The following is a 26,780-nucleotide window of genomic DNA, read 5'->3' on the forward strand; positions in this document are numbered from 1 at the left end:
ACGACAACGTCGACCACCACAAGCACACGACGGCAGCCTCACACCACCGGTGACTTTGGACGGCACCACGGATACCAGGGCAGTCGGTCCGCCTGAAAAGCGGAAGGTCGGGCTGCCGCACCGCTTTCGGCGCTCGCGCCTAGCGGGCCTGCTCTCCGGGCCGGCTTGGCACTGGATACGCCGATTGCTGTGATCTGCTGTCCAGCAGGGAGGTACGGCAGGGCAGAGCGGAGAAGGGGCAACCGGCGCGGAATGGCATTGAACGGCACTAGCCTAATCCCCTATGAACGGTGCGAATGCTCTCACGGAGGCGACGGTCCTCGCTGCGGTGAACCGATGGGTGGGGGTTGTTGTCGCTCTCGTGGGCGCCATCGTCGCCGCTCCTGATGGTGCTCGGATGATCTACAACTCGGTGAGAGGTTGGATCGTCACAAGCTACAACAGGCTAACCAAGCGCGCGCAAGTCATCCAAGTGAGTGGAATCGGGGACATTGGAAGCGCATCCGAGGCCGTCACGGTTACGAAGGCCGGTTGGGCGTTGGATGAGGAGGCATCCGTGGCGGAACAAGTCAAAGCGCTGCGGGCTTACATCGAGAACATCGAGATCCGCCTGAACGAGATGGTCAACGCCTTATCTGACGAGGGGAGAGCACGGAAGGCGGCCATCACCGAGCTGTCCCAAACTCTGGAGCAGAGGCTTGACCAGCTCCGAGCGCTCATCGACCAGAAAGATCAGCGAGCTGCCCGCGTTGACGCCCGCGGTCTTCCCTTGATCGGCGGTGGCATCTTTCTCAACGGGGTTCCCGAGGAGCTGGCCGGACTACCTTGGCACCTCGGGTGGCTACTGCCGTTCTTTGCCTTCGGTGCCATGGTGGCAGTTCTGACCAGCATCGCGCAGTCTCGGCGTGCGAGCCAAACTCCATGATCGACAGGAAGTAGGCATTCACGCGGATCTACAAAGACCGCCTCCATGCCTGCCCTTGTTCCGTCGCTGTTCCGTGGGAGCACCGGAACCGGCGAGAAGTGATGTGAGACGCCAGCAAGCGTAACCGCTGGTCATCGACAGGATCGGGCCGTATCCGCAGGTGAATGAATCGCAGGTCGGAGATCACCCAGATCTACGAGGGCACTAACCAGATCCAGAGAATGGTGATGTCGATCGCGGCAACCCGCTCCACCAACTCCACTGGCTCGTTGGCGCCCTGTACCTGTCTCCACATCTCCCGCGTGCTGGCCAGAAAGCGATTGCCCGGAGAGCGGGTAGGGGAAGAAGCCAAGAGGCGGGCTCTCGTGCTCGAAACGACAATCCAGGGCCCTAGAGATGGCTGCCAGCAGTCAGACTGAAAGCAGGCACCAGGCGACGTCGGCGACCCGCCCCCCGAGCGGGACCGTGCGCCACCTAGGTCAGTCCCAGATCCACGTGGCCACACGCGCAAGGCCGCGCGACGTGTTCACCTCCTCCTTGGTCACCAGGTACTTCTGGAACCCGATCGTGACTGCTCCGTCGATGTCCAACTCGTAGTCGCCAACATGACCGTCTGCGTCGCCGTACTGGCATTTGATAAGCACGAGACGGAGGCTAGAGCCTTCGACGGGCTTACGTCCTGGGGTACTGAACCTGCCCATTCCCGGGGGTGGGCAGACCAGCACGCGACACGCCGTACGCGGTCCTGTGGGTTAAGGGTCGCGACGCCCTAGGTTTCCGGACATGAGCGAATATGAAAATCGATATCGAGCGGCACGGGACAAGTGGGCCGCCGCCGACAGTGAACTTCGCGACCTTGTCATGGGCCCCAAGCCTCTGATCTGTCCAGACGACGCTGAGAAAGTTGACGCGGCCCGCAAGGCGGAAGCCGAAGCGTGGAACGATTGGGCAGCGGTGAGAGCTGAAGCCCTGACGTCGTCGTAGGCATCACGTAAAGCCCCGGGCGGGACGGTATGACTACAAGCCCCGCCACCCGCCCGGCCCACGCGGCGTTGCCGGACCCCGAGTGGGGCCGCGCGTATCAACGCCTTATTGCTTGCTTACGTAGTGCTCGAGCATCTCCTTGAAGCTATCGATCTTGTTCTTGACCGCTTCAAGCCCAGCCTTGAGCACCTGCGCCTGATGCAGGGTCGCATACACCTGCGCCTTGTCGACCTCGCCCTTCTGCAGCGCCTTCCGAGCGTCGGTCTCGTAGTCGGTCTTCCCGAACGGCTCCATTGGCTCCTCCTCGCCGCTGACGTACCGCCAGTGTCCCTAGGAGGACCAACCCACGCCAGACGCCGGGGCGGGCGGTGCAACTGCACGCCCACTGCCCGGCAGGCTCACCCGTAAGCCGCACCCGACTTCGGTGCCCGCCAAACGGGTTGGGGCGATCGCCGGCAAGGCCCTCCTCCGTCGAGCCCTGCCACCGGGGTAACCATGGCTGAGGTGACAGCAGTGCTGACAGCAACGTCCTCACACGCCCACGTATTCGCGCCACCGTCCACATGCGCCTGACCGCGGTCTCGATCAACCGAGCAGGGCGATCGGTCCGCCTGAAAAGCGGAAGGTCAGGCTGCCGTGCCGCTTCCGGATGTCTCGGACCTGGCGGCCCTGCGCTCCCGGTCGGCTTGCCATCGGATGAGGTGATGACCGCAATCAGGTCACATGTGAGACATACGTGGGACGATCTTGGTGGTATATCCGCAGCTCGCCACTGTCCCGAGCAGCAACGCAACCAGAGACATCGCTGACAAGGTGTCGCGTGGTAGGAAGGTGCCGCTGTTGATGGCGCCTAGGGAAGAGACCTACATGAGCGAGGAACTTCGCCTGCGCTGGACCAATCAAGTCCACTACCTGCCCGGGAATCGGTTCCGTTGCCCTCCGAGAGAAGTTCCCACGCGCACCTCGGAGGCGCAGCTCCGCTCCCTGATGCAGACCGAGAAGTGGACTCCGGAGGAGCGTGCGGCAACGCTCGTCCACTTGGCCGCGCACTCAATGAAAGACGGTGAGCAGGAGTTCGGTCGGGCACTGATAGTCGAAGCGTTGCAAACGGGCCCAGCGGAGTGGGGCAATCGATACGTCGAGGCCGTCGCCTATCTCCTCGCTTGCCTGGTTCACGATATGGCGACGCGTGCCGAAGGTGCCAAGGCTTGGGAAGCTGCCGCTGAACACTTCGCGGTGGCCGCTGCCCAGTTCGTCCTATGCGAGCAAGACGATCTAGCCCTCAGTTGTCTTCACAATGGGTTGAAATGTGTGCAGAAGTATGAAGGCGTAGCTGCGAGCCGAGCAGCCTCAGCATTGATCCAGGGTTCGATAGCTCTGAGGGCGAGCACGGACGAGACGATCGGCTGGCAGCTCCACGGCCTGTATCAGCGCCTCGGGTATACTATGTGCGGTTCAACAGTGGACCTCAACGCGATGATTCTCCTGCACCAAGCGGCCAAGGGCATGGACTTCACTCTGGCCATAGAATCTCCCGGCCCGCTCATACCTTCCTCGCGGCTCCACCAACAACTGGACAAGGCCGAGACTCGTGCGTCTCTCCCTCCTGATCCAGAGTTTCCTTTCGGTGTCGAGAGTGCCATGCTCTACTACGTGGGTTCCGGCGAAGCCGAACCGGAGAGTGACCCCGATGCATGGCAACGCAATCTGCAGCGTGTAACTGATCGCTGGATCAGTCGTGAGCTCCATATGACCCGGAATCTAGTGCGGAACCGCCTAGTTGGGCTTGACGAAGTGCAGGCAGTGTTGCCCGAGGACACCGTACTGATCTCCCTGTTTCTTGCAGAGATGCGCGACGGCACCACTGGCACACCGCAAGCAAGCACCCAGGGCCTAGCCGTGACCCGCGAGGGATTTGATCACCGCGCCATGGTTGTAAAAGACATCCACGGTGGGCTGATGCAGTTCACTCGCGCAGGGCATACGCTCTTCGCCCATCCTTCGGCCGGCCCTATCGCGGCGCTGCGGCAAGCCATAGTCGCCGACCCACTGCACCGCCCGGTGAGCCGTGATGCCCAGCTGCAGCTGTCCGAGGCAAGCCACCACTACCTCGCTGGTCTCGCAGCTTGCCTGCCCCGTTGGCGCGCGCAGGGGAAACGTCACCTGTGTATCTGGCCGAACGGGCCATTGCACTATGTGCCCTTCAACCTCCTTCCTGTGGCAGGCAAACCTGTGGCCGATGACTGGGTCGTCACGCAAATACCGAGCCTGTCCTTCCTGCGTCCCACCATTCACACCTCATCCCCCGAAAAACGAGGTTTGGTCACGTTCGCATCAGCCGACGGTGGAGCCCGGCACGGCTTAGACTCCCAGGCATCCTTGGAACAGCACGCGTCAATGGTGGCGAACGCTATGGGCGGCACTGCGGTGCTAGGAAACGCTGCTACGCCCCGCCGCTTCCTCGCCGACCTCGCCAACGCTCGCTATGTCCATGTGGCGGCCCACGGAGCACACAACGAGTGGGCTTCGTGGTACCAGTGCTTGTTCCTGTCGCCGGCTGCAGATACCGACGGCCGCGTCTTTGCCCACGACATCCTTCGGACCGATTTGCGCGGCGTCGAACTTGTCACCATGAGTTCGTGTGAGTCGGCGCTGGGCCGGTTCGACCCCAACGACAACCTTCGCGGCCTGCCTGCCGCTCTCCTGGCAGCCGGAGCCTCGGCCGTCATCGGATGCCTCTGGCCAGTGCACCCGCAGGTGGCTACGGTTTTCTTCACCGCACTGTACGAGCAGCTCTCCACGAACCCCGACCGGAGGTCCGCCTTCCGAGCTGCGCAGACCCACACGCGCCACCTTCATCCGGCCTACCGTGATTGGGGCGCTTTCTGTTTCATCGGTGACTGGCGCGCTACAAACTCGACTCAAGGAGCACTTTGATCCACCACCTGGACCTAGACACGGCTGCGCCTGCTCTCCATGACATTGAGCTAGTGGCCGAGCCACGGCTGAACGCACCCGCGTCACCGCCCCGTCTGAAGGAGAGGGTGTCTCTCGGCGCGGTCGTGCGAGCGCTAACGGTAGAGGAGGCTGCAGCGGGCGAAGAGGAGTGGAGCGATTTCCTTAAAACAGAGTCACCCCACAGCGATTACTTCATGCTGAGCTTGGTGTGCGCGTTCCGGCCTACCAGGAACGGCGATCCCTTCGTCGACGCGGCCGTCGGCATACAGCTGGAGTCTCCTGGTAAGGCGGACGATCAGCAACCGATCGCATGGTCGATCTCACCTAAGAAACGCTTGGTTCCAGCAAGACGAGCGGCACGAATCGCACTGACCGCTAAACTTGCCATTGTCGAGTCCAGCGTGGAGTTCTCCCCGGAAGGGGAACACGAGGAGCTCTTCGTAGTGGGGATGGGCGAGCGGGACAGCGATCCTGAATGGAGATTTCGTAAGACCAGCAGTACGCCATTGATCGGTGATGAGACGCTCACCGTCATCGTCAAAACTTCCGCCGGGGCGCCCACGCAGGCTCGGATTTCTGTGGCGGCCACCGTCAGGCACCGACACCTAGGTGTTATCCCTTACCGGGCCGAACTGCCTCCTGTACTTCGAATAATCGATCTCCGGTCTCAGTAAAGACGACTATCGCAGCCAGAAAACGCGACCTGGTGATCTCGGACAATGTAAAGCTGTGATGATATTCCACAGACCAGCTTCACCGTACCGAGACCAGACAGCACTCAGCCCCGGCATAACACCGGGGCTGTGTCTTCGATCATGATGGCCGGGTTCTTCATGACCGCTTGCTGGGGCGCCGCAGTGGTGCGCGACCGAGTGAGGAACGCTCAGCCTCAGACCTGACTCGACATCATCTGTGTGATCTTGCTAACGCGGATGCTAACCACAGGTCTGGACGGCCTTTGACGACCATGGACTGATATGCCTCACGAAGCCTGTCCGATCAGGCCCGGAAGACGGCTGTGGACAGCCCTGGACGATCAAGTTCTCACTCGTAATGAAGGGGTCTGGGGTTCGAATCCCCAAGGCGGCTCCACAGGTCAAAGCCCGTTCCACCTCACCCGGTGGGCGGGCTTTCTCCATTTTGGGAGATTCTGGAAGTGCAGAGGTGTCACAACCCGGCTGCCCGGAGTCTGCAGCACGTCGTTCAGGGGACGGCGAGCGTTAATGTGCGGTTACTGGGCCTGGCCGGTCAAGATGCGTGTCCACAGGTCTTGGGCGGCGCGGGCCGACTGCCAAGGGCTCTCGGTGGTGACGGTCGGGTTTCCCTTGGTGAAACGCCGAACGAACCAGAGTCCGCCTGCTGTGCACAGTTCGAAGTGGGGCGATACGCAGGAACAGGTGTATGCGCGGACTCGTACTCGATTCATGCGGGAATGGCTTCGCTCCCACTCGATCGCCTTCGCCCCTGGGACCGGTGGTCTCGCATGCTGGTTGTTGCATGGCTCTGAATCAGGCGGTCGCGCGGCCACAACTCCACCCCCTCACGTGCTGTTCGTGCAACAGCGCCACAAAGGTGGCCTCGTCGTCGGCGCTCACGGTCTGCTGGAGGCCCGCATCGATCTCGACGTCGTTGAGTTGGACGCCGCGTCGGGTCGCGTAGAAGGCGCCCGTGTCGCTGCGGAAGAAGGCCCAGCCGGGGAACGATGCACGGAGGGCGCTGAGCTCGTAGCCCGGAGTCTGCTGTGGATTCACTGGTTGCGGGGCCTTCCTAGTTCTACTTGGAGGACTTTGGGGGTCGTGGCTTGGAGGACGAGGGCTGTGCCGGGGCTTGAGTGTAGCTCACCTAGGCGTCTACTCGACTAGAGGAGTTACACATGTATCTCAAACTCGTATAGAGGAGGCAAGGGCTATTGCGCTGGGAGTTGGTAGGAGAGCACGTAGGCGTCACTCGACATCACCGTGTCACAGACCTCCACGGCCCTGCCGTCCTCGGCGTACGCAGTGCGAACGAGATGGAAGACGGGAGTGCCGGGTGCCAGCTTCAGCGCCTTGACCTCTTCGCGCATAGGCATTCGGGACCTGACCTCCTCATCAAAGTGGTCGAGCGGGTGTCCCATCTCCTCCAGTCGGGCGTAGATGCCGCCCGGTCCCGTGTCAGGTTCGGCAATCCGTGTCCCTCTCGCGATCGAGGCGGGAAGGTAGGAAACCGCTGTCTCCACCGGGTGGCCGTTGATCAGATAACGACGTGAGCGGACGAGCACCTTGTCTCGCTCGCCGAGGCCCAGTCGCTGCGCCACATCGGCCGGCGGTTCTGTCTCACTGATCTGGATGGAATCAACTGTCGGCTTGCCGCCGACGCCCTCTGTTTCCGCGATGAATGCGGCCTTGCCTTGCTCGCGGTGCCGTCGAGCGAACCGGTCGGACGCGAGGCGACGTACTTGGGGTCTCGAACGGACGAACACGCCACGCCCATGCTCTGCTACGGTCAGCCCTTCTGTCTGGAGGATTTGGAGCGCGTTCCTGATCGTCATTCGAGCAACGCCGTAGTGTGCCATGAGCTTGGCTTCGGACGGTACCTTCTCTCCGGGTTCCAGCCTGCTCTGTTCGATGGCATCACGAAGGTGATCGGCGATCTGCTTGAACACCGGGCGGTCGGTGACGGGATCCAGGCCCGGCAACGCCAAGGTCATTCAGGCTCACTCCTCTACTCGTACATACATGTACTAGCTTGGGAGTCTAGCCACCTTCGGGCAATGAGGATCTCAATGCATCACGACTCACGTCACTCGGTCAGTGTTGCGGGCGTCATAGTGGACGACCAGCAGCGGGCACTGCTCATCCAGCGGCGGGACAACGGTCATTGGGAAGCACCCGGTGGCGTGCTTGAGCTGGAGGAGGACCTGGTCAGCGGGCTCAGGCGGGAGGTCCGGGAGGAGACGGGCCTCGAAGTCGAGCCGGAGTTGCTCACCGGCGTCTACAAGAACATGGAACGCGGGATCGTCGCACTCGTGTTCAGGTGCCGAGCTGTGGGCGGGGCTTTGACGGAAACGGACGAGACGCGCGCTTTTCGGTGGGTTACAGCGGAGGAGATCAAAGGGCTCTCCGTCGAGGCCTTTGCCGTCCGAGTCTTGGACGCGATGCAAGGCGACGGAAGGCCGGTCATACGGCAGCACGACGGCGTCCACGTCATCGGTTCCGGTCTGTGAGTGTCCCTGCTGCGTGTTTGGTGGCCACGGGGCACTGCTGGTCATTCCACCTTCTGGGCGGCTAACTAGGCGACGGGCTACTTGCTCATCGAGGCCAACGTTCGGCGATCAGCACGACGATGGCGGTCAGGAAGCATGCCAGCCCGACGGACATGATGACGATCACTCCAGGGACGCCCTCGCTCCCCACGTCGCTGACAGCGATCCCGCACCCGCCCAGGACGACGATGACCCAGCCGAGGATCAGAGGGACCAAGTAACCGTTACGGTTGTGGTTCACGCGGCTGCCTTTCGCGGTCGGTCGGGCCACACGATGATGACGTATCGATCAGCATCATCAACACCATTTTCCTGGGCTCGGCTCTGGTCGCGGCTGCGGGCTGCGGGAGCGTCCGCACCCAGGCCGACCCCCATGCCGTGGCGGGTCTCATGACGCCGTCGGAGCCGCCGGGTGGCACTGCGGGGGGCGAGAGGGCGAGTGCCGCGGCCATGGACGCCGTCAAGGGCTCCAAGGTTCTCTCGGTTCAGTCGAACAACGGCGGTCGGCTCTGGGAGGTGCAGCTTGCCGGGCCCGACGGTACCGAGCGGCTGCTGGAGGTGGACGACTTGGGGAGGGTCTCGGGGGTCAGGGTCAAGGACACTGGGCAGGGCGAGAAGGCCAGGGTGCTGGGGATCAGCAAGGACGCCCGGCTCAGCTTTGACGATGCGGCGGCGAAGGTGTCCTCCGTGGTGCCGGAAGGCAGGATCACCCACATGAGTCTGGACCGGTACGGCGACGATGCCCTCGTGTGGGATGCCGACGTTCTCACCTCGGAAGGCGTCTGGCGTGGGGTCAAGGTTGATGCGAGGAGCGGCGCCGTGACCAAGAACGGTTAGGAAGGGGGCGGATCGGCCCATCCGTCGGCGGGCGTCCGCTCACCGTCGTCGGCCTCCGGGGTGGACATGGCGGTCAGGTTGTGGGCGAGGCGGGCGGCGGCCTCGCGGAGTCCAGGGGGGTCGAGGATCTGGGTCTCGAAGCCGAGGGCGGCGATGTGTACGGCGAGCCAGTTCAGGTCGTCGCCTCCGGCCGTGAGCAGGCACCAGCCGTCCCTCTCGGGGTCGGGCTCGACGCGGCCCACCTGCGGGGGGATCCGGTCGCGGACCTGGTCGGGGTGGGCGCGCAGGCGTACGCGGGCGTGGTGGCGGTAGGGGGACTCGGTCACGGAGCGCTGGACGTAGGCGGCCGGGTCGGGGTGGTCCCGGGGGCGGAAACGCCAGGTCGTGGCGGTCACGTCGCGCATGCGGTCGAGGCGGAAGGTGCGCCAGTCGTCGCGGTCGATGTCCCAGGCCATGAGGTACCAGCGGCGGGCGGTGGCGACCAGGCGTACCGGCTCGACCGTTCGTTCCTGCGGCGGCCGGTCGTCGCGGGGCTCGCCGTCGCGGGCCGGGTAGCGGGCGGTGTAGTGGAAGCGGACGCGGACCGCGTCGCGGCAGGCGCGGGCGAGCGTCACCAGCAGCTCAGGGTCGATCTCGATCCCGGGGCCGACCAGGGTGTCCATGGCGCCGTGCACGGCCCGGACCTCGGCGCGCAGCCGGGGCGGCATCACCTGGTCGAGCTTGGCGAGGGCGCGCAGGGCCGCCTCGCCCGCGCCTGCGATCGTGCCGCCGGACGCCAGCCGCAGGGACACCGCGGTCGCGATCGCCTCCTCGTCGTCGAGGAGTAGCGGCGGCAGCCGGGTGCCCGCGCCGAGCTGGTAGCCGCCGCCGACGCCTGCCGTGGCGTGCACCGGGTAGCCGAGGGCGCGCAGGCGTTCGACGTCACGGCGGATGGAGCGGTCGGTGACGCGCAGCTCGGCGGCCAGCTCGGTGGCGGTCCAGGACGGGCGGCGCTGGAGCAGGGCGAGCAGGCGGAGGACGCGTTCGGTGGTTCCCTCGACGGTCACGTACGTCAGGGTTTCATGGATCGCGGACCGTAGCTGTCCGGGAAGGGAGGAAGGGTGAGGGCTGTGACGAGAGAAATCAGCTGGAACCCGCTGGTGCGGGATCAGATCGAGTGGCACTGGACCAAGCAGCTACGGCCGCGGCTCGACGGGCTCAGTGACGAGGAGTACTTCTGGGAGCCGGCACCCGGGTCCTGGAACGTGCGGCCCCGGGGGACCGGGACCGCGCCGATCCAGGGCGGCACAGGGGCGGTGACGATCGACTTCGCGTTCCCGCCGCCCGAGCCGCCGCCGTTCACCACGATCGCCTGGCGGCTCGGGCACGTGATCGTCGGCGTGCTCGCGGTGCGCAACGCCGGGCACTTCGGCCGCGCGGCCACCGACTACCACTCGTACGCGTACGCCGGCAGCGCGGGGGAGGCGCTGGCGCAGCTCGACGAGGAGTACGCGAGGTGGACGGCCGGCGTCGAGGCGCTCGGCGAGACCGGCCTCGCCCGTCCCTGCGGCGAGGCGGAGGGCGAGTGGGCCGCCCATCCCATGGCGGCGCTGGTGCTGCACATCAACAGGGAGCTGATCCACCACCTGTCCGAGGTGTGCCTGCTCCGTGACCTCTACCTGCACACGACCGGACGAAAGGAGACAAACGACCATGGCGCTTGAGGTGCAGATCACGTTCGACTGCGCGGATCCGGCGAAGCTGTCGGCGTTCTGGGCGGAGGTGCTCGGCTACCGGCTGCAGGACCCGCCGCCCGGCTTCGCGTCCTGGGAGGAGGCGTTGGAGGCGATGGGGGTGCCGCCCGAGCGGCGCAACGACGCCTCCGCCATCCTCGATCCGGAGGGGGCCGGGCCGCGGCTGTTCTTCCAGCGGGTGCCGGAGGGCAAGCAGGTCAAGAACCGGCTGCACCTCGACGTACGGGCCGCGCCGGGCCTCGCGGGTGAGGAGCGCATGGCGGCGCTGGAGGCGGAGGCCGAGCGGCTGGTGGGGCATGGCGCGACGCGGCTGGAGCGGCACGAGCCGGCCCCTCCGCTGGCCGGCGGGCACATCATCATGGCCGACCCGGAGGGGAACGAGTTCTGCCTCGACTGACCTTCGGTTCGCAGGCTGGTGCTCGCTGGAGCAGGAGTGCCATGCTGATGTGCTGGTGACCAAGAGTTGTTGAGAGGGCGAGGCGGATGGCGGCGGCGCGGGTGCTGGTGGTCGGGCTCGATCCGGCCACGTTGAAGGACTGGGATCCTGAGCCGGTGCAGGCGGCCATCGCCCGCGGCCGGGCCAGGTTCGCCGAGCATGGCGTCGAGGCCGACTATTGTCTGGTCGACCTCGCCGCGGACCCCGAGGGGGCGCTGGTGGAGGCGCTGAGCCGGGGCGGCCATGAGTGCGTGGTGATCGGCGGCGGCATCCGCGGGCATGAGCCGGCACTGCAGATCTTCGAGCGCATGATCAACCTGGTGCGGCAGCACGCGCCGGACGCGGCCATCGCCTTCAACACCAGCCCGGAGGACTGCCTCGACGCGGCCCTTCGCTGGCTACGGCCCTAGAACAGCAGGGCGCGGGCCTGGGCCAGGAAATCCACCTGGGTCCGCCAGTCGTCGCCCGACACCCCGACGACCGCGTGGCTCGCCCCGGCCTCCCGGTACGCGGCCAGCCTCTCTGCCGCCTGCTCGGGCGTTCCGGTGAGCGGGATGTCCATGACGTCGGCCACGGGCCGGTCGTAGGCGGAGGCGATGCCGGCGGCCAGTTCGGCCCGGGAGGGCGCGCCGGGTCCGAGGGCCGCGCTGCAGCCGATGGCGATGACGGGCGCGGGGCGGCCGTGCCCGGCGGCCAGGTCGTTCAGCCGCGCGCGCCCGTCGGCCACCGCACGCGGGGAGATCAGGGACGGGAACCAGCCGTCGCCGAGACGGGCGGCCCGGCGCAGGGCGGCGGGGGAGGCGTTCCCCACAAATAACGGAGGCATCGGCACGGACAGGGACAGTTCGGCGGCCGAGCCGTCCGGCAGCGGCGTCCGCTTGCCGGACAGGAGACTGGGGAGCAGCGTGAGTGCCGTGTCGGTACGGGCCCCGCGCTCGGCGTACGGCACCCCGGCGGCGGCCCACTGCGCCGGCCCGCCGCCGGAGCCGACGCCGAGGACGAGGCGTCCGCCGGAGACGTGCTGGAGGGTCGCGATCTGCTTGGCGGCCCAGGCGAGGGGGCGGAGGGCGGGGACGAGCACGCTGGTGCCGATGGTGACGCGGCCGGTGGCGGCCGCGGCGGTGGCGAGGGCGACGGGCGCGTCGAGGGTGGGGGCGCCGACGGCGAGGTGGTCGCCGTGCCAGACGCCGTCGAGGCCGGCCTGTTCGGCGTGCCGGGCGGCGGCGGGCAGGTCGAGGCCGTCGCGGCGCTGCACCGGGATCCCGGGCAGGATGACGCCGATCGTGAAGGGGTCCATGGGGATCCACCATGCAAGCTCAAGTTCGGTTGATGTCAACGGAGTGCTTGCGTCCGCGCGAGAAATCGTCAACTCTTAGGAAAGTTTCCTGTAAAAAAGGGGTGACGCGTGTGCGCGGGATTCCGGTCGTCGTCCTCGCGTTCGTGCTGGCCGTCGCCGGCTGCGGCGCCCCGCCCGCCGAGCCCCCGCTGAACGCCGACGACGTGATGTTCGTCCAGATGATGGTCCAGCACCACCGCCAGGGCATCGAGATCGCGAGACTGGGCGCCGAGCGCGCCGAGTCGCTCGAGGTCAGGACGCTCACCGCCGCCATCGAGACGACTCAGCAGGACGAGGTCGAGATGATGCTGCGCTGGCTGCACGACTGGGAGCAGCCGTTGCAGGCGGGCGAGGGGGCGCATGACCACCACGGCGGCATGCCGGAGACCGACGTGAGACAGATCCGGGCGCTGCGGAAGTCCGGGGACTTCGAGCGGGACGTGCTCGACCTCCTCATCGCGCACCAGGACGACGCGGTTCGGATGGCGAAGGCGGAGGTCGCGAGTGGGGTCAACCCGGAGGCCAGGACGTGGGCCGGGCAGGTGGAGAGCTCGCGGCGCGGCCAGGTGGAGCTGATGACCCAGCTGGTGACGAAGCTGATCAAAGGCTGAAAAAGCTGGTCAAAGGCTAAAAAACGAGGAAACAGCCAACTCCTCATAGACGCCGCCCGCGAGAAGTGATTAGATCACTTGATATGTCCGAGGTGACGCGGCCGACACTGTCCGACGCTCTGACCGAGCGCATGCTGGAGCTCATCCGTACGGGCGGGCACCGGCCGGGCGACCGGCTGCCGTCCACGAGGGAGCTGTCGCAGCGTTTCGCCGTCACCACGCCGACGCTGCGCGAGGCGCTCCGCAGGCTGGAGGCGACCGGCGCGATCGAGCTGCGCCACGGCTCCGGCATCTACGTCGGCGCCGACATCGAGCGCCTGGTCCTGCCCAACCCCAACATGCGCGAGATCCGCGCCGCCCGGCTGCTGGAGCTGCTGGAGGCCCGCCTCGTCATCGAGCCCCCGCTGGCCGCCCTGGCCGCCGAGCGGGCCGGCGACGAGGAGCTGGCCGCGTTCCGGCAGGTGCTCGACGAGGCGGGGCGGCACCTGCGCGGCGAGGACGCCGAGCTGCACGACGCCAACATGGCCTTCCACCGGGCCACCGCCCGTACGGCGGGCAACGGCGTCCTGCACGAGGTGGTCGACTCGCTGCTCACCGTCCACGGCCCCGAGCAACGAGAGATCCTGCAGATCTTCGACGACCGGCGGCGCGACTACGACGAGCACCTGGAGATCCTCGCGGCCATCGAAGCGCGTGACGCGGCGGCGGCCGAGGCCCGCATGCGGGCTCACCTGGCCGACGTGAAGACGGTCGTCGAGCGTCGGCTCCAGTCTCCTCAGGGAGACGCATCCCCCCGATAGAAACACGAAAGAACCAAGGAGGCCGGCCCATGTACCGGTCACGTTTGGCCACGCTGGGCGTGGCGGCGCTCGTCCTCGCCGCGTGTGGCGGCAACGGCGCCACCACGCAGGAGAAGAAGACCGAGCTGACGCTCTACAACGACAAGGGCGCGTGGACGAAGTTCTTCGACGAGATGGGCGTCCTGTCGAAGCAGCGGATCGGCCTGGGCATGAAGCCGACGGGATACACGGACTCGGCGCAGTACCAGGCGTTCATCAAGGCGTCGTTCCGCACGAACGTCAAGCCCGACCTGTTCACCTGGCAGACCGGGGGGATGCTGGAGGAGATCGTCAAGCAGAAGCAGGTGGCCGACACCACGGCCGTCTGGCAGGAGGCGATCAAGGCGGGCGACCTGTCGCAGGACCTCGCGACCTACTACACGATCGGCGGCAAGCAGTATTGCGTGCCGATGAACGTCGCCTACTGGGGGATGTTCTACAACAAGAAGCTCTTCGACCAGCATGACCTCGCCCCGCCGCAGACCTGGGACGAGCTGATCAAGGTCGCCGACACCCTCAAGCAGAACGGCGTCAAGGCGTTCTACCACACGAGCGTGCTGTTCTCGTTCGTCTGGTTCGAGCAGCTCCTGGCCGGCACCGACCCCGACCTGTACGACCGCCTGTCCACCGGCAAGGCGAAGTACACCGACCCGGGCGTGGTCCAGGTGATGGAGCGCTGGAAGTCGATGATCGACGCCGGCTACTTCATCAACCCGGGCGACAAGACCGACCCCGGTGACGTGCTGAAGAACGGCAAGGCGGCGATGGTGTCGTTCGGCACCTGGTTCAACACCAGCATGACCCAGCGGGACATGAAGGCCGGGACCGACTACGGCTTCTTCGTCATCCCCAACGTCAACGCGGCCCTCCCCAAGACGTCGATGATCTTCGAGAGCGGGCCGCTCTGCTCGCTGGACAAGGCCGCCGACCCCGAGGCCAGCATGAAGTACCTCAAGTGGTGGACCAGCGCCGAGGCGCAGGAGAAGTGGGCGACCAGCCGCGGCGACGTGAGCGCCAACCCCAAGGTCGCCATCCAGGACGAGGCGCTCGGCGCGGTCACCAAGGACGCGGGCAGCGGCAAGTACCGCCTGGTCAACCGCTACTTCGAGGCGACGCCGCCGCCGGTGCTGACCGCCGCGCTTGACGGGTTCGGGAAGTTCGTCACCGAGCCGGACAGCTACAAGGAGGTGCTGGAGACCATCCAGAAGGCCGCCGACGAGTACTGGAGCACGCATCAGTGACCCGTTCACCGGTGCTCGGGAGGTTCCGGCACGGGTACGTGGCGCCCGCGGCCATCCTGGTCGCGGTGCTGCTCTACGCGCCGTTCGTGTGGACCGCCTACCTGAGCCTCACCCGGTACGACGGGCTGGAGCCCCCGGCATGGGTCGGCCTGGACAACTTCGTCAAGCTCCTGGGCGACCCGGCCCTGCTCACCTCGGTCCGCAACACGCTGATCTGGGTGGCCGGCACGATGGTGCTGCCGGTCGGGCTCGGCCTGCTGGTGGCGGTCCTGTCGTACGACCTCAAGGGCGGCGTCTGGTACCGCGTGCCGTTCATGCTGCCGTACGCGCTGAGCGGCGCGGGCCTCGCCATGGTGTGGAGCCCGGTCCTGTCCCATGACGGGATCGCGAACCTGCTGCTCGGCGTGGACACCGCGTTCCTCCAGGAGGCGCCGCAGAACACCCTCGCCATGCTGCTGGTCTGGACCTGGCAGCAGCTCGGCGTGAACACGCTGCTGTTCGTCGTCGGCCTGCAGTCCATCCCGAAGGAGCCGATCGAGGCGGCCAGGCTGGACGGCGCGTCGGGGTGGCGGCTGTTCCGGCACGTGATCTGGCCGCTGATGCGCCCGCTGACGGCGGTCGTGGTGGGTCTCGCGCTGGTGGCGAGCCTGAAGACGTTCGACATCGTGTGGGTGCTGACGCAGGGCGGTCCGGGGCGCAACTCCGAGACGCTGGCGGTGACGATGTACAAGGAGACGTTCGTGGCGAGCAAGTATGGCTACGGCTCGGCCGTGGCGGTGCTGCTCACGGTGGTGACCGGCCTCGCGTCCTACCTCTATCTCAGGAGGCAGGTGCGATGATCCGCAGGGCCGTGCTCATCGTGCTCGGGCTGGTCTGGCTCGGGCCCACCTACCTGTTACTGGTCAACGCCGCGCGCCCGGCCGAGTCGTACGACCCGTCGCGGGCGTGGGCGCCCGCCGGCGACTTCGCGCTGCTCGACAACGTGGCCCGGGCCGTCGAGGGCGCGGACCTCGGCGGCAGCCTGGCCAGCACCGCGCTCTACGCCGTGGTCTCGCCGCTGCTGGGCGTGCTGATCGGGGCGCTGGCCGGGTACACGATCGTGGTGCTGCGGCTGCGGCACGGCTTCTGGTGGTTCCTGCTGATCTTCGGCGGCACCGTGTTCCCGTCCCAGATGCTGCTGGTGCCGCTGTTCGTCAGCTACAGCGACGCCGGTCTGTACGACACCCGCCTCGGCCTCATCCTCGTCTACACCGCGATCAACGTGCCGCTCGGCGCGTTCGTGCTGCGCAACTTCTACCAGGGCGTCGCCTTCTCCATCTTCGAGGCGGCCCGCATGGACGGCGCGTCCACCTGGCGCATCTTCTGGCGGATCTACCTGCCGATGTCGGCCAGCGCGCTAACCGCCGTGTTCATCCTGGAGTTCACCTTCATCTGGAACGACCTCGTCTTCGGCCTGACCCTCAGCCAGACCGCGGACGTACGGCCGGTCATGACCGCCATCGCCGGGCTCATGACCGACGTCTACGCCGGCACCCCGGTGCCGGTCGGCCTCGCGGCGGGGCTGGTGGTCTCGCTGCCGACGGTCGTGCTGTTCCTCGCCACCCAGCGCCTCTTCGCCCGAGGCCTTTCCCTAGGGAGTGTGCAATGACCAGCCGGTTGCTCCAGCGGAGCCTCGGGAGCCCCGACTACGACGGGATCAGGCAGGCGCTGCGGGACGACACCTCGACGCCCGTGATCAGCGAGCGCGGGCTGGAGGTGCGGGTGGCGGTGGTGCCGCTGTTCACCCACGACGGGCGTCAGGCGGTCAGGGTGTCGAGCACCGTGCCGCTGACGCACGTGCTGGTGGGCGTGGACAGCGCGACGGGCACGGACGTGACGCTGCTGGTGCCCGAGGTGGACGCGCCGCGCGCGCTGACGCTGGAGTGCCGCGACGAGAGCGGCGTGGTCGGCACCGCCAGGGTGACGGTGACGCCGCAGCGCAAGTGGAGCGTGTTCGTCGTGCACCACTCGCATCTCGACATCGGCTACACCGACCCGCAGGGCACGGTGCTCCGCCACCACCTCGACTACCTCGACGCGGCGGTGCGGCTGGCGGAGGAGACCGCGTCCTGGCCGGACGACGCGAAGTTCCGCTGGACGGTCGAGTCGTCGTGGCCGGCGCAGAAGTGGCTGGCCGCGCGCCCCGCCGAGGCGGTGGAGTCCTTCCGCCGCTTCGCGCGGGAGGGCGTGATCGAGGTGACGGCGCTGCCGTTCCAGCTCCACACCGAGGCGTGCTCGACGGAGGAGCTGCACCGGCAGCTCCGCTTCGCCCGCGAGTCGGGGCTGCCGGTCACCTCCGCCATGCACACCGACGTGCCCGGCGCGGTCGTCGGGCTGGTGGACGCGCTCAGCGCGGCCGGCGTCCGCTATCTCGCGGCGGCGCACAACTGGGCCGGGCGGTCGGTGCCCTACCTGCACGGCGGCGACAAGCTCACCCGGCCGTTCCGCTGGCGGGCGCCGAGCGGGAACGAGATCCTCGTGTGGTTCACGGACACGCCGCACGGGATGGCGTACATGGAGGGCAACACGGTCGGGCTGACCGACTCCTACGAGCTGGCCGACGACCTGCTGCCGCGTTACCTGGCGGCGCTGGCCTCGCGCGGTTATCCGTACGGGCCGGGGACGTTCGGGTGGCAGGGGCCGGACGCGCCCCGGGAGCCGTACGAGCTGGACGTGCTGCATCTGCGGGTGCAGGGCGCGCACGCCGACAACGCGGGCCCGTCGATCGTGCCGGCCTCGATCGCCCGCCGCTGGAACGAGCAGTGGGCCTGGCCGCGGCTGCGCTCGGCGGTCAACAGCGACTTCTTCGCGCACGTCGAGGAGCACCACCTGGACCGGCTGGCGGTGCACGAGGGCGACTGGACCGACTGGTGGGCCGACGGGCTCGGCTCGGGCGCGCGCCCGCTCGGCTACGTACGCCGGGCGCAGTCGGCGCTCCGCGTGGCCGAGACGCTGCACACGCTGGCCGGCGTGGACGTCACCGCGCAGGTGGACGCCGCCTACGACGGGGTCGCACTGTTCAACGAGCACACGTGGGGCGCGGCCAACCCGTGGGAGGACGCCGAGGAGGCCGGCGACTCCGGCGGCCTGCAGTGGACGCGCAAGTCCTCCGGCGCCTACCAGGCCCAGGACGACGCGGCGGACCTGCTGCACGCGGGCGTGCGCCGCTTCGCCGCCGCGCTGGCCGAAGGGGAGGGGCGGCCCGCGTTCGCGGTGTTCAACCCGGCCACCCGGGCGCGGACGGACGTCGTGCGCGCGTTCCTGCCGCGCGACGTGGTGCCGGTGGACGTGCCGATCGCGCTGGTGGACGCGCGGACCGGGGAGACGGTGCCGCACCACGAGGAGTTCGTGGACCCCGACGACTGGCCGACCCGGCCGATCGGGCGGCACGTGCACGCGGTGGTCCGTGACGTGCCGGGCTTCGGGCACGTCCGGCTCGACGTGGTGAGGGCGCAGGCGCAGCCACCAGAGCCCGCCGAGCCGTCCCGCGACGCGGTCATCGAGAACGAGTTCTACCGGGTGGCGTACGACGTGCGCGAGGGCCACATCAGCTCGGTCTTCGACAAGCGGGCCGGGCGCGAGCTGGTCAACGGCGAGGCCGCGGCCGGCTTCGGCCAGTACGTCTACGACCAGTACGCCACCGCCCCCCACTTCAACCACCTGTCCGGCCACGTCGGCGCGCACGACCGCACGCTGCTCGGCGACCGGGCGATCGGCCGGCACGCCACGGTCACCGAGTGCCGGCGCACGGCGGTCGGCGAGCGGCTGGTGGTCGAGCTGCGCGGCAAGGGCGTCGACTGGATCCGCACCACGATCGAGCTGCACTACGGCGTGCCCCGGCTGGACCTGACCTACCAGCTCGCCAAGCAGGGCACCCCGGCCAAGGAGGCGGTGTTCCTGGCCTTCCCGTTCGCCGCGGGGCCGCCCTCGGCGTGGGAGCTGACCGGGGGCGTCGGCGGGCCTGACGTGCCGCAGGTGCCGGGGTCGGCGGCGTACATGCTGCCCATCCGGCACTGGATCGCCTTCGAGGACCCCGAGCTGACCGTCGCCTGGGCCACGCTGGAGGCGCCGCTGGTGCAGCTCGGCACCATCCACATGCCGTACGCGCCGTTCCCGCCCACGCTCGACCAGGAGGACGGCACGGTCTACTCCTGGGCGCTCAACAACATCTGGGACACCAACTTCCCGGCCCAGCAGCAGGGCGAGACCACGTTCCGGTACGCGGTCGCCTCCGAGCCGGGCGTCCCCGCCCGCCGGCTGGGCGCGGCGGCGGCGGCCGGGCTCACCGAGCCGTTCGTCGGCGCGCTGGTCACCGACGCCGCGCCGGCCGTCACGACGTACGCCTCGGTGGACCATCCCGACGTGCTCATCACCTCGATCGGGCAGAACGGGGTCAGGCTCCAGTCGCTGGCCGCCGAGCCGGTCGAGGCGACGGTCGGCCTGGGGAACGAGACCACTACGGTACGGCTGCCCGCCTGCGGGGTCGCCGTCGCGGAGGGAACGCGCCTGTGAAGATCGTCGACGTCCGGGCCACCACGGTGGCCGTGCCGCTGGAGGCGCCGCTGCGGCACAGCAACGGCGCGCACTGGGGGCGCTTCGTCCGTACGATCGTCGAGGTCGAGGCCGACAACGGGCTCGTCGGCCTGGGCGAGATGGGCGGCGGCGGCGAGAGCGCGGAGTCGGCCTTCCGCGCGCTGCTGCCTTACCTGAAGGGCCACGACCCCTTCCGGCTCGAAGCCCTGCGGTTCAAGATCGCCAATCCGACGGCCTCGCTCTACAACAACCGCACCCAGCTCCTCGCCGCGATCGAGTTCGCCTGCCTCGACCTCATCGGGCGGCACCTCGGGGTGGCGGTGTGCGACCTGCTCGGCGGGCGGGTGCGGGAGGAGGTGCCGTTCGCGTCCTACCTGTTCTTCCGCTACGCGGGCGACGGGTACGCCGAGGTCCGCACCCCCGACCAGCTCGTGGAGCACACCCGGCGGCTGAAGGAGGCGCACGGCTTCACCGTCCACAAGCTGAAGGGCGGCGTCTTCCCGCCGGACTACGAGCTGGAGTGCTACCGGGCGCTCGCCGAGGCGTTCCCCGGCGACCGGCTCAGGTACGACCCCAACGCCGTGCTGTCCGTCGCCGAGGGGCTGCGCTTCGGCAAGGCCATCGAAGGGCTGAACAACGACTACCTGGAGGACCCGGTCTGGGGCCTGGAGGGGCTGCGCGCGGTGCGCGAGCAGGTGCGGGTGCCGCTCGCGACCAACACCGTCGTCGTCAACTTCGAGCAGCTCGCCTCCAACGTGCTGCGCAGGGCCGCCGACGTCGTGCTGCTGGACACCACGTTCTGGGGCGGGGTCCGGCCGTGCGTGAAGGCGGCGGGGGTGTGCGAGACGTTCCAGCTCGGGGTGGCCGTGCACTCGTCGGGGGAGCTGGGCGTCCAGCTCGCGACCATGCTGCACCTCGGCGCGGTGCTGCCCAACCTCACCTATTCCGCCGACGCCCATTACCACCAGCTGCGCGACGACGTCATCGTGGGCGGCAAGCTCGCCTACGCGGGCGGGGCCATCGCGGTGCCGTCCGGGCCAGGGCTCGGCGTGGACCTGGACCGCGAGCGGGTGGAGCGCTACGCCGAGCTGTACCGGGAGCTCGGCGGCTACCCGTACGACCGCGATCCCGGCCGGCCCGGCTGGTACGCCACCGTCCCGAACGAGCGTTTCGCGGACCCCGACGTCGCCACTCCATAATGGGGCGCTATGTCGGAAACATCACAGCCTGCCCCTCCCGCTGACAACCTGGTGACCACCTCCCACTCCCTCCCCTCCGGCCAGACCTACACCGCCGTGACCGGCACGATGGTGCTGCGCGAGGAGGTGTTCACCGAAGGCAGGTTCGACGGGCTCCGGCCCAAGGCCGAGGTGTTCGTCACGGCGTACACGCTGGACGGCGCCGACGCCGCGAGCCGGCCCGTGACCTTCGCCTTCAACGGCGGGCCCGGCTCGTCCAGCGTGTGGCTGCACCTCGGCGTGCTGGGGCCGCGCCGGGTGGTGATGGGCGACGCGGGAGCGCTGCTGCCGCCCCCGTACGGGCTGGCGGACAACGAGGAGACCCTGCTCGCGGTGAGCGACCTCGTCTTCATCGATCCGGTCTCCACCGGCTACTCGCGGGCCGCCGAAGGGGAGAAGGCGGAGCCGTACCACGGCTTCACCGGCGACCTGGAGTCGGTCGGCGAGATCATCCGGCTCTGGACCACCAGGAACGGGCGCTGGATGTCGCCGAAGTTCCTGGCCGGCGAGTCGTACGGCACCGTCAGGGCGGCCGGCCTCGCCGACCACCTGCAGTCGCGCTACGGCATGTATCTCAACGGCGTCATGCTGATCTCCTCGGTGCTCGACTTCATCACCGGCGACTTCAACCAGGGCAACGACCTCGCCTACGCCCTCTACCTGCCGACCTACGCCGCCATCGCCCACCACCACGGGCTGCACGGCGACCGGCCGCTCGCCGACGTGCTGCGCGAGGCCGAGGAGTACGCGGCGCGCGACTACCCGTGGGCGCTGGCCCGCGGCGCCCGCCTCACCCCCGAGGAGCGCGCCGCCGCCGTCGCGAAGATCGCCGCGCTGACCGGGCTGAGCGAGGACTACGTCGACCGGGTGGACCTGCGCGTCGAGCACATCAGGTTCTTCACCGAGCTGCTGCGCTCGCGCCGCCAGGTCGTGGGGCGGCTCGACGGCCGCTTCGTCGGCTGGGACCCCGACGCCGGGCGCGAGCACTTCACGGCCGACCCCAGCATGAACGCGATCATGGGCCCGTACAGCGCCGCGCTCAACCACTACCTGCGGACCGAGCTGGACTACGCGAACGACCTGCCGTACGAGCTGCTCACCTCGCGGGTGCACCCATGGTCGTACAAGGAGTTCGAGGGCGCGCACGTGCAGGTCGTCGACAAGCTGGCGGCGGCCATGCGGGCCAACCCGCACCTGCGGGTGCATGTGGCCTGCGGCTACCACGACGGCGCGACGCCGTACTTCGCCGCCGAGCACAGCTTCGCGCACCTGCCGGTGCCGCCCGAGCTGGCGGCCAACGTCGAGTTCGCCTACTACGAGGCCGGGCACATGATGTACGTCCACGAGCCCAGCAGGCTGCGCCAGTCAGCCGACCTGGCCGCCTTCGTGCGCGGCGAGAACGGCTGAGGCCCGCCGCAGCCGGTACGCCAGATCGGCGCGGAGCACGGCGAAGCGGGCGGCGTTGTCGCGGACGAGCGCCCGCTGCAGCTCCGCGTCGGCCGCGTGCCAGGCGGCGACCAGGCCCGAGGACCACTTGCACCGCGTGTCGGCGACCGCGGTCCGCTTCTCGTCCTCGGTGACGGCCCGCTCGTCGAGGTTCCAGCGGCTGTCGGTGATGGCCGCCTCGGGCGACGGGTAGGCGTGGCCGGCGCCGGTCATGCAGGCCCGCCAGCGGCCGGCCGCCGCGACCACCTCGGGGGTCTTGGCCGACTGCTCGAGCGTGAGCGCGTCCTGGCGGGAGAGCCACGGCCAGTCCGCCTTGCGCGCGCCGCGCTCCAGGACGAGCGAGGCCCGGTCCAGGCAGCCGTGCCGCCCGCCCGTGCCGTACAGGTGGCCGCGGGTTGCGGCGGACAGCCCGGCCGCCCAGGCGGCGGTCGTGTCGGGGGACGGCGGGCGGGCGAGGTGGTAGCCGTAGCGGCCGGCCGCCTCGGTGTCGGCGACGCCGTAGCGGCGGGAGTTGCCCGGGTCGAGCGCGGCGATGAGCGCCGCGTCCTCGGCGGGCGGCTCGACGGCGACGCCCCGCTCGCGCATGCACCGCGCCACCAGGAGGTTGTGCGCGTCGCCCAGCGTGGCCCGCTGCTCGGGGGTGGTCTTGTACGCGTCGAAGGGCAGCGTCAGCGGCGTGGTGGTGCTCGGCGGCGCGGCTGGCTGCTCCGTCCCGCAGGCGGTCACGGCCAGCAGCGACGTGCCCGCGAGAAGAGCGCGACAGCCGGTTCCCAGCGGCCAGTTCCGGAAACCGGCGCCTGCGTTCACGGTCAGCGGCACCAGATGTCGAGCGAGCTGGCGCGGTCGTCGCCGACGGCGTTGTTCGCGAGGAACCCGTCGTTGGAGTTGTGGGTGAAGGTGCTGTGGGCGCCGGTGTAACCGGGGTGCTGCCAGAGGGTGGCGCTGCAACCGATGCGGTTGCGCACCGAACTGGTGTCGTTGTCCATGCTCTGCCAGGAATTGCTGAAGTCCCAGTTCAGCCAGTTGTTGTCGGCGAAGTTCGCGTCGTCGCCGACGAAGTCGCGCCAGTGGTCGACCTGCCCGCGGTTGTAGTCGAAGCCCGCGTACAGGCAGACGCGGCCGCCGTAGCAGGTCGAACGGGGGCTGGCCAGCGCGCTCGCGGCCGGGGCTGCCACGGTGAACAGGGCGGCGGCCGCCGCGACGAAGCCGGCGGCCTTTTTGGTGAGCCTCACGGGTCTCTCCTCTGTCGGGTGGGTTGTCGCGACCACCTAACGCGGGACCGACCTGCGAGTTCTCGGCGTTGACGCAATTCTTGCCATTCAGGAAAGGAAAAACGCCTATTCAGGGAGCGCGGCCGGGTTCTGCGCCAGCAGGCCGCCGTCCACGCGGTGCTCGGCCCCGGTGATGAACGACGAGCGCGGCCCGGCGAGGAAGGCGACCAGCTCCGCCACCTCCTCCGCCCGCCCCACCCGGCCGAGGGGGTGCGCCCGCCCCCACTGCCGGACCTGCTCCTCCTGCGACAGCTCGCCCCGCCACAGGTCGGCCGCCCAGCGCAGCATCGGCGTGTCCACCGACCCCGGGCACACCACGTTGACGCGGATGCCGTCGGCGGCGTGGTCGAGCGCCATGGCCCTGGTCAGGCCGTTGATCGCGGCCTTGCTCGCGGTGTAGGCGGCCACCTGGGCCTGCGAGGAGAACGCCTGCACCGACGACATGAGCACGATCGAGCCGCCGCCGCGCTCCCTGAGCCGGGGGACGGCGGCCTTGCAGGTGAGGTAGACGCCCTTGAGGTTGATGTCCAGCACCTCGTCCCAGACCTCCTCGGGGGTGTCCTCGACGGTGCCGTAGCGCTGCACGCCCGCGCAGGTCACCACGACGTCGAGCCCGCCGAACCTGGACACGGCCAGCTCCACCAGGTCGCGCATCTGGTCGGCGCGCCGCACGTCCGCGATCCGGCCGACCGTCCGCTGGCCGTCGTGTTCGGCTCCCTGGTCGACGCCGCAGAACACCACGGACGCGCCTCCGGCGGCCAGCCGGTCGACCACCGCCCGCCCGATCCCCGTCGAGCCGCCCGTGACCAGCGCCACCTTGCCGTCGAACTCGCTCATGCCAGCACGTCCGCGCGCATCCACAACCTCTTCGTCTCGTGGGGGCCGAGGGCGAGGGCCGTCCCGTTGGCCACCGCGGCGGCGAGGCCGTCGGTCGGCAGGCTGGAGAACGGTTCGAGCCCCACCGTGTACGCCCGTCCCCACCAGGGGTAGCCGGTGGACGCGCCCAGCTCCTGCCACATCCACAGGTAGGGGAGGAGCGTGGCATCCCATTCGACCCGCATGCCGATATTTTCGGAAATTTCGTACCAGCCGGTGTCGCCGAAGCCCGTCACGTACACGATGTCGCTCGGCGACCCCGGCTCCTGCACCATGCTCAGGTCCGTCACGCCGCCCGCGTCGGCGGGGACCAGCGGCCACTCCCACGGCCCGCCCGCGCGCACCCGCCGCCCGCCGGGGCCGATCGCGCTCGCGTGCGGGATCACCCGCACGCCCTCCGGCAGCCTGATCCTGGCCCCAGGGCGCAGGAACGGCCGGCCGTACACGATGTGTTGACCCCACATGGCGTGCAGCGGGACCGGGGAGTCGTTCGTGGCCGCCCCCTCGACCTCCAGCGCGGCCGTGCCCGACCGCAGCCGGAGCACCTTCTCCAGCCGGTACGGCAGCCGCCGCGTCCGCACCGCGAGCCGGACCGCGACCTCGTCCTCGCGGTCGGCGACGATCTCGTACGACCACGGCAGCCCGGCGACCTCCCCGTGCTGGGCCAGCCGCGCGCCCTGGTACTCGCTGGGCGCGCCGCCGTTGGGGAAGACCTCCTGCCAGCCGCCCTCGTAGTGGTCCACGAACGGCGCGACGTCGTCGGCCGCGCCCTGGAGGTGGTCGCGCGGGTTGCGCAGGCCCTGCGGCGCGAGCCAGACGAAGTCGGTGTCGGTGGGCTTGTGCAGGAGCTCCACCACGTCCCCGCCCTTGCCGGGAACGACGGTCACCCGCACCCGCTCGTTCTCCAGCACGACGGCCCGCATGCCGTCGAGCACGATCTCCCGCAGCCGAGCTCCCCAATTGCGTCTCACTCGAAGGTCACGTCCAGGAAGCGGGGGCGGTAGATGGTGACGTCGCGGTAGTGGTCGGTGTTGACGAAGCTGTTGACGTTGTACGAGACCACGAGCCCGTCCCCGGCGACGTCGGGATGGGCGTGGGCGTTGTAGGTGAAGATGTTCCCGCCGGTCTCGGGCGTCGTGTAGACGTGCTGCCTGCCGGTGAACGGCCCGGAGGGGGAGCACGAGGTGTAGGCCACGATGTTGGGGCTCAGCGGCTCGGACGTGTCATGCGTGATCAGGACATATGAGGATCCGACCTTGGTGACGCTGTACTCGTTCGCCACCCCGCTCATGATCCGCGCCGAGTCGGTCTCGTTCCGCGACCAGGTGCCGTCCGCCGTCAGGAACTCCCACGTCCCCAGCAGGCTCTGCCCCCGCACCCGCGCGAGGTGCATGTACTTCGGCGAGCCCAGGTCCTCGACCCCGTACACGTAGGTGAAGCCGCCGTCCTTGAGCGTGGCGGAGGCCCAGGCGACGCCGTGCCCCGAGGGCAGGTCGTGCACGCTGATCGGCCGCTCCAGCCGTCCGGGGGCGAACCTGGCGACCACGTTGCGGTGCCAGCGCCAGTCCCACGCGCCGGTGCCGAAACGCTCGTACTCCTGGTAGGTGGCCTCGACGATGCCGCCCGCCAGAGTCGCGTCGCCGGCCCAGTACCAGTGGTTCTCGTCCCGCGGCGGCATCACGGCCGTCGGCTTGGCGGCGGTGCCGTCGTGGATGGTGGCCAGGCGTCCGCCGCGCTCGACGGCGAAGGAGTTGTTGAGGAAGACGGTCGTGCCGCCCTCCTCGACCACCGGCGGGCGCGAGCCGTCCTGGTTGACCTGGCCGAGGAAGGTGTCGGAGAAGATCCACAGCTCCTTGCCGTCCGGCAGGCGGAGCGAGTAGGTGCCGTCGGCGCCGGTCCAGTCGTCCAGGCGGCTGTTGTCGTTGCCGTACGCGGTGAACAGCCCGGTCAGGCGGGCGTCCGTGGTCGCGCCGGCGACGACGGCGGGGGTGCAGGCGGCGTCGGGGGTGGCGGCGGGCGTGGCGGCGGCGGGGAGCGGCACCGCCGTGAACCCGAGCAACGCGATGGCCAGGGGTGCGAGGACGGGACGGAATCGCGTCATGGTGGTTCCTAGGGGGGTGAGGGTCCCTACAGTTCTAGTCATTAGATCACTTGCTGTCCAGGGCCCCCTGGCTTCTCCGTGAACGCGCGGCCCGAGAGCCGGCTCCGGCTAGCTGCTAACTTTGTGCGCTTT

General features: G+C 68.7%; 29 protein-coding genes. 17 read left to right on the forward strand and 12 right to left on the reverse strand.

Annotated features, from left to right (window positions below; genetic code table 11):
* Positions 1-361 precede the first annotated feature (361 nt).
* Positions 362-925 carry a hypothetical protein gene (locus BMW85_RS13630; protein ID WP_143082266.1) on the forward strand — a complete coding sequence of 188 codons (564 nt, stop codon included), beginning with the start codon at positions 362-364 and terminating at the stop codon, positions 923-925.
* 479 nt (positions 926-1,404) lie between these two features.
* On the opposite strand, the gene BMW85_RS49540 is transcribed toward BMW85_RS13630, so the two are convergent.
* Entirely contained in the window at positions 1,405-1,569 is a 165-nt protein-coding gene (locus BMW85_RS49540; RefSeq protein ID WP_177240664.1) for a hypothetical protein, read from the reverse strand.
* A 139-nt stretch (positions 1,570-1,708) separates the two neighbouring features.
* Here BMW85_RS49540 and BMW85_RS48395 point away from each other — a divergent pair, with 139 nt between their 5' ends.
* Complete coding sequence (locus BMW85_RS48395; protein WP_143082267.1) at positions 1,709-1,909, forward strand: hypothetical protein; 201 nt, start codon at positions 1,709-1,711, stop codon at positions 1,907-1,909.
* 105 nt (positions 1,910-2,014) lie between these two features.
* Here the strand turns inward: BMW85_RS48395 and BMW85_RS13635 are convergent, their stop codons facing one another.
* Positions 2,015-2,203, reverse strand: a complete 189-nt coding sequence (locus tag BMW85_RS13635; RefSeq protein ID WP_091081250.1) for a hypothetical protein — start codon at positions 2,201-2,203, stop codon at positions 2,015-2,017.
* A gap of 573 nt (positions 2,204-2,776) precedes the next feature.
* On the opposite strand from BMW85_RS13635, the gene BMW85_RS13640 reads away from it, so the two are divergent.
* Complete coding sequence (locus BMW85_RS13640) at positions 2,777-4,846, forward strand: CHAT domain-containing protein (protein ID WP_177240665.1); 2,070 nt, start codon at positions 2,777-2,779, stop codon at positions 4,844-4,846.
* Positions 4,843-5,541, forward strand: a complete 699-nt coding sequence (locus tag BMW85_RS48400) for a hypothetical protein (RefSeq protein WP_143082269.1) — start codon at positions 4,843-4,845, stop codon at positions 5,539-5,541. Before BMW85_RS13640 ends, BMW85_RS48400 begins: the two co-directional genes overlap by 4 nt.
* A gap of 834 nt (positions 5,542-6,375) precedes the next feature.
* On the opposite strand, the gene BMW85_RS13645 is transcribed toward BMW85_RS48400, so the two are convergent.
* A complete protein-coding gene (locus BMW85_RS13645; protein WP_091081253.1) occupies positions 6,376-6,618 on the reverse strand; it encodes a hypothetical protein in 243 nt (80 codons plus the stop codon).
* Between the two features lie 155 nt (positions 6,619-6,773).
* Positions 6,774-7,556 (reverse strand): GntR family transcriptional regulator, encoded by a 783-nt coding sequence (locus BMW85_RS13650; RefSeq protein ID WP_091081255.1) that lies wholly within the window; start codon positions 7,554-7,556, stop codon positions 6,774-6,776.
* A 75-nt stretch (positions 7,557-7,631) separates the two neighbouring features.
* Here BMW85_RS13650 and BMW85_RS13655 point away from each other — a divergent pair, with 75 nt between their 5' ends.
* Positions 7,632-8,072, forward strand: a complete 441-nt coding sequence (locus BMW85_RS13655; protein ID WP_091081257.1) for an NUDIX domain-containing protein — start codon at positions 7,632-7,634, stop codon at positions 8,070-8,072.
* Positions 8,073-8,157: 85 nt separating this feature from the next.
* On the opposite strand, the gene BMW85_RS48405 is transcribed toward BMW85_RS13655, so the two are convergent.
* The gene (locus BMW85_RS48405; protein WP_143082270.1) at positions 8,158-8,382 is read right to left on the reverse strand and encodes a hypothetical protein; all 225 of its coding nucleotides are present in this window, start codon (positions 8,380-8,382) and stop codon (positions 8,158-8,160) included.
* A 179-nt stretch (positions 8,383-8,561) separates the two neighbouring features.
* Here BMW85_RS48405 and BMW85_RS13660 point away from each other — a divergent pair, with 179 nt between their 5' ends.
* Positions 8,562-8,948, forward strand: a complete 387-nt coding sequence (locus tag BMW85_RS13660) for a PepSY domain-containing protein (RefSeq protein ID WP_177240666.1) — start codon at positions 8,562-8,564, stop codon at positions 8,946-8,948.
* Here the strand turns inward: BMW85_RS13660 and BMW85_RS13665 are convergent.
* On the reverse strand, positions 8,945-9,994 hold the full coding sequence (locus BMW85_RS13665) for a helix-turn-helix transcriptional regulator (RefSeq protein ID WP_091081261.1): 1,050 nt from the start codon (positions 9,992-9,994) through the stop codon (positions 8,945-8,947). The genes BMW85_RS13660 and BMW85_RS13665 overlap by 4 nt on opposite strands.
* 63 nt (positions 9,995-10,057) lie before the next feature.
* Here BMW85_RS13665 and BMW85_RS13670 point away from each other — a divergent pair, with 63 nt between their 5' ends.
* The 3 genes from BMW85_RS13670 to BMW85_RS13680 all read left to right on the forward strand — a co-directional run bounded on the left by BMW85_RS13670 (position 10,058) and on the right by BMW85_RS13680 (position 11,527).
* Positions 10,058-10,651 (forward strand): DinB family protein, encoded by a 594-nt coding sequence (locus tag BMW85_RS13670; RefSeq protein ID WP_218155770.1) that lies wholly within the window; start codon positions 10,058-10,060, stop codon positions 10,649-10,651.
* Positions 10,641-11,078, forward strand: coding sequence for a VOC family protein (locus tag BMW85_RS13675; protein WP_091081262.1), 438 nt, complete (start codon positions 10,641-10,643; stop codon positions 11,076-11,078). Before BMW85_RS13670 ends, BMW85_RS13675 begins: the two co-directional genes overlap by 11 nt.
* 86 nt (positions 11,079-11,164) lie before the next feature.
* Positions 11,165-11,527: a hypothetical protein gene (locus BMW85_RS13680; RefSeq protein ID WP_091081264.1), complete on the forward strand. Its 363-nt coding sequence runs from the start codon at positions 11,165-11,167 to the stop codon at positions 11,525-11,527.
* Here the strand turns inward: BMW85_RS13680 and BMW85_RS13685 are convergent.
* Complete coding sequence (locus tag BMW85_RS13685; protein WP_091081265.1) at positions 11,524-12,414, reverse strand: LLM class flavin-dependent oxidoreductase; 891 nt, start codon at positions 12,412-12,414, stop codon at positions 11,524-11,526. The two genes, BMW85_RS13680 and BMW85_RS13685, sit on opposite strands and share 4 nt — an antisense overlap.
* 110 nt (positions 12,415-12,524) lie before the next feature.
* Between BMW85_RS13685 and BMW85_RS13690 the strand changes: the two genes are divergently transcribed.
* From BMW85_RS13690 to BMW85_RS13725, 8 genes are all read left to right on the forward strand, one after another.
* Positions 12,525-13,064 (forward strand): DUF305 domain-containing protein, encoded by a 540-nt coding sequence (locus BMW85_RS13690; protein ID WP_177240667.1) that lies wholly within the window; start codon positions 12,525-12,527, stop codon positions 13,062-13,064.
* A gap of 83 nt (positions 13,065-13,147) precedes the next feature.
* Entirely contained in the window at positions 13,148-13,864 is a 717-nt protein-coding gene (locus tag BMW85_RS13695) for a FadR/GntR family transcriptional regulator (RefSeq protein ID WP_091081268.1), read from the forward strand.
* 29 nt (positions 13,865-13,893) lie between these two features.
* Complete coding sequence (locus tag BMW85_RS13700; protein ID WP_091081270.1) at positions 13,894-15,144, forward strand: ABC transporter substrate-binding protein; 1,251 nt, start codon at positions 13,894-13,896, stop codon at positions 15,142-15,144.
* On the forward strand, positions 15,141-15,983 hold the full coding sequence (locus BMW85_RS13705) for a carbohydrate ABC transporter permease (protein WP_245774782.1): 843 nt from the start codon (positions 15,141-15,143) through the stop codon (positions 15,981-15,983). Before BMW85_RS13700 ends, BMW85_RS13705 begins: the two co-directional genes overlap by 4 nt.
* The gene (locus BMW85_RS13710; RefSeq protein ID WP_091081271.1) at positions 15,980-16,792 is read left to right on the forward strand and encodes a carbohydrate ABC transporter permease; all 813 of its coding nucleotides are present in this window, start codon (positions 15,980-15,982) and stop codon (positions 16,790-16,792) included. The genes BMW85_RS13705 and BMW85_RS13710 overlap by 4 nt, the downstream gene beginning before the upstream one ends.
* On the forward strand, positions 16,789-19,695 hold the full coding sequence (locus BMW85_RS13715; protein WP_091081273.1) for a glycoside hydrolase family 38 N-terminal domain-containing protein: 2,907 nt from the start codon (positions 16,789-16,791) through the stop codon (positions 19,693-19,695). The genes BMW85_RS13710 and BMW85_RS13715 overlap by 4 nt, the downstream gene beginning before the upstream one ends.
* Positions 19,692-20,915, forward strand: a complete 1,224-nt coding sequence (locus BMW85_RS13720; protein WP_091081275.1) for an enolase C-terminal domain-like protein — start codon at positions 19,692-19,694, stop codon at positions 20,913-20,915. Before BMW85_RS13715 ends, BMW85_RS13720 begins: the two co-directional genes overlap by 4 nt.
* Before the next feature lie 9 nt (positions 20,916-20,924).
* A complete protein-coding gene (locus BMW85_RS13725; RefSeq protein WP_091081276.1) occupies positions 20,925-22,361 on the forward strand; it encodes a S10 family peptidase in 1,437 nt (478 codons plus the stop codon).
* Here BMW85_RS13725 and BMW85_RS13730 read toward each other — a convergent pair.
* The 5 genes from BMW85_RS13730 to BMW85_RS13750 all read right to left on the reverse strand — a co-directional run bounded on the left by BMW85_RS13730 (position 22,320) and on the right by BMW85_RS13750 (position 26,648).
* Positions 22,320-23,207: a hypothetical protein gene (locus BMW85_RS13730; RefSeq protein ID WP_143082272.1), complete on the reverse strand. Its 888-nt coding sequence runs from the start codon at positions 23,205-23,207 to the stop codon at positions 22,320-22,322. The two genes, BMW85_RS13725 and BMW85_RS13730, sit on opposite strands and share 42 nt — an antisense overlap.
* Before the next feature lie 2 nt (positions 23,208-23,209).
* Positions 23,210-23,632, reverse strand: a complete 423-nt coding sequence (locus BMW85_RS13735; protein ID WP_177240668.1) for a peptidase inhibitor family I36 protein — start codon at positions 23,630-23,632, stop codon at positions 23,210-23,212.
* Positions 23,633-23,737: 105 nt separating this feature from the next.
* Complete coding sequence (locus BMW85_RS13740) at positions 23,738-24,508, reverse strand: SDR family NAD(P)-dependent oxidoreductase (RefSeq protein ID WP_091081281.1); 771 nt, start codon at positions 24,506-24,508, stop codon at positions 23,738-23,740.
* Complete coding sequence (locus tag BMW85_RS13745) at positions 24,505-25,518, reverse strand: DUF4432 family protein (protein WP_091081283.1); 1,014 nt, start codon at positions 25,516-25,518, stop codon at positions 24,505-24,507. The genes BMW85_RS13740 and BMW85_RS13745 overlap by 4 nt, the downstream gene beginning before the upstream one ends.
* Positions 25,515-26,648, reverse strand: a complete 1,134-nt coding sequence (locus tag BMW85_RS13750; protein WP_091081285.1) for a DUF5005 domain-containing protein — start codon at positions 26,646-26,648, stop codon at positions 25,515-25,517. Before BMW85_RS13750 ends, BMW85_RS13745 begins: the two co-directional genes overlap by 4 nt.
* Between the last annotated feature and the right edge of the window lie 132 nt (positions 26,649-26,780).

This window comes from Nonomuraea wenchangensis (assembly GCF_900111685.1).
In the GTDB taxonomy this organism is placed as follows: Bacteria; Actinomycetota; Actinomycetes; order Streptosporangiales; family Streptosporangiaceae; genus Nonomuraea; species Nonomuraea wenchangensis.

Coding starts and splice junctions, on each gene's coding strand:
- BMW85_RS13675 (WP_091081262.1), top strand. CDS start 10,641: ATGGCGCTTGAGGTGCAGATCACGTTCGACTGCGCGGATCCGGCGAAG.
- BMW85_RS13685 (WP_091081265.1), bottom strand. CDS start 12,414: ATGGACCCCTTCACGATCGGCGTCATCCTGCCCGGGATCCCGGTGCAG.
- BMW85_RS13710 (WP_091081271.1), top strand. CDS start 15,980: ATGATCCGCAGGGCCGTGCTCATCGTGCTCGGGCTGGTCTGGCTCGGG.
- BMW85_RS13655 (WP_091081257.1), top strand. CDS start 7,632: ATGCATCACGACTCACGTCACTCGGTCAGTGTTGCGGGCGTCATAGTG.
- BMW85_RS13640 (WP_177240665.1), top strand. CDS start 2,777: ATGAGCGAGGAACTTCGCCTGCGCTGGACCAATCAAGTCCACTACCTG.
- BMW85_RS13680 (WP_091081264.1), top strand. CDS start 11,165: ATGGCGGCGGCGCGGGTGCTGGTGGTCGGGCTCGATCCGGCCACGTTG.
- BMW85_RS13725 (WP_091081276.1), top strand. CDS start 20,925: ATGTCGGAAACATCACAGCCTGCCCCTCCCGCTGACAACCTGGTGACC.
- BMW85_RS13635 (WP_091081250.1), bottom strand. CDS start 2,203: ATGGAGCCGTTCGGGAAGACCGACTACGAGACCGACGCTCGGAAGGCG.
- BMW85_RS13695 (WP_091081268.1), top strand. CDS start 13,148: ATGTCCGAGGTGACGCGGCCGACACTGTCCGACGCTCTGACCGAGCGC.
- BMW85_RS13700 (WP_091081270.1), top strand. CDS start 13,894: ATGTACCGGTCACGTTTGGCCACGCTGGGCGTGGCGGCGCTCGTCCTC.
- BMW85_RS13650 (WP_091081255.1), bottom strand. CDS start 7,556: ATGACCTTGGCGTTGCCGGGCCTGGATCCCGTCACCGACCGCCCGGTG.
- BMW85_RS13660 (WP_177240666.1), top strand. CDS start 8,562: ATGGACGCCGTCAAGGGCTCCAAGGTTCTCTCGGTTCAGTCGAACAAC.
- BMW85_RS13715 (WP_091081273.1), top strand. CDS start 16,789: ATGACCAGCCGGTTGCTCCAGCGGAGCCTCGGGAGCCCCGACTACGAC.
- BMW85_RS13750 (WP_091081285.1), bottom strand. CDS start 26,648: ATGACGCGATTCCGTCCCGTCCTCGCACCCCTGGCCATCGCGTTGCTC.
- BMW85_RS48395 (WP_143082267.1), top strand. CDS start 1,709: ATGAGCGAATATGAAAATCGATATCGAGCGGCACGGGACAAGTGGGCC.
- BMW85_RS13740 (WP_091081281.1), bottom strand. CDS start 24,508: ATGAGCGAGTTCGACGGCAAGGTGGCGCTGGTCACGGGCGGCTCGACG.